Annotated in this window: 1 protein-coding gene; it reads left to right on the top strand. The window is 58.5% G+C overall.

Going from position 1 to position 668, the window contains the following annotated elements; translation table 11 throughout:
- Nucleotides 1-195 precede the first annotated feature (195 nt).
- A partial coding sequence (locus tag ABGB10_RS33175; protein ID WP_347664920.1) for a class I tRNA ligase family protein occupies nt 196-668 on the top strand: 473 nt, incomplete at its 3' end.

The following is a 668-nucleotide window of genomic DNA, read 5'->3' as shown; positions in this document are numbered from 1 at the left end:
GGGTAAGCGTGCGGGTTTCGCTATGGCATCGCGACCCAGATAGGGGCTGGCAGTTGAGATTCCACCAAATCACCCCGGTGCGCTGAAAAGTTGCTCGGGTCATGAATCACGATGACCTCGATCGGTACTTAGCATCGGCCTAGGCTGCTTCAATCACTGACGTCCTCGATGCCGGCTACCGATAGAGTTAACCTCATGTGTGCCAACGTTCTTGCCGCCGTCGCGTGGCCTTACGCTAATGGGCCTCGACATATCGGCCATGTTTCCGGATTCGGTGTCCCCTCTGACGTGTTTGCCCGGTACATGCGAATGTCGGGTCACCGAGTCCTCATGGTTTCCGGCTCGGATTGTCATGGCACCGCTATTTCAGTCAAGGCTGATCAGGAGGGCGTGACGGCTCAAGAGTGCGCTGAGAAGTATCACCGCATCATCGCGGCAGGCTTGCAGGGGCTCGGGTTGTCCTACGATCTGTACACGTCGACGCTGACCGACAACCACGCTGACGTCACCCAGGAGATCTTTACTCGCCTCCACGAAAACGGCTACGTCGTCAAGAGGTCCGAGATGGGGGCGTTCGAGCCATCGACCGGACGTACCCTTCCGGACCGTTACATTGAGGGCACCTGTCCGGTGTGTGGATACGACGATGCCCGCGGTGACCAGTGCGA

The organism is Micromonospora sp. B9E7 (assembly GCF_039871815.1).
Taxonomy (GTDB): domain Bacteria; phylum Actinomycetota; class Actinomycetes; order Mycobacteriales; family Micromonosporaceae; genus Micromonospora.
The sequence above is the reverse complement of the archived record's forward strand: the minus strand, read 5'-3'. Positions and strand labels throughout refer to the sequence as shown.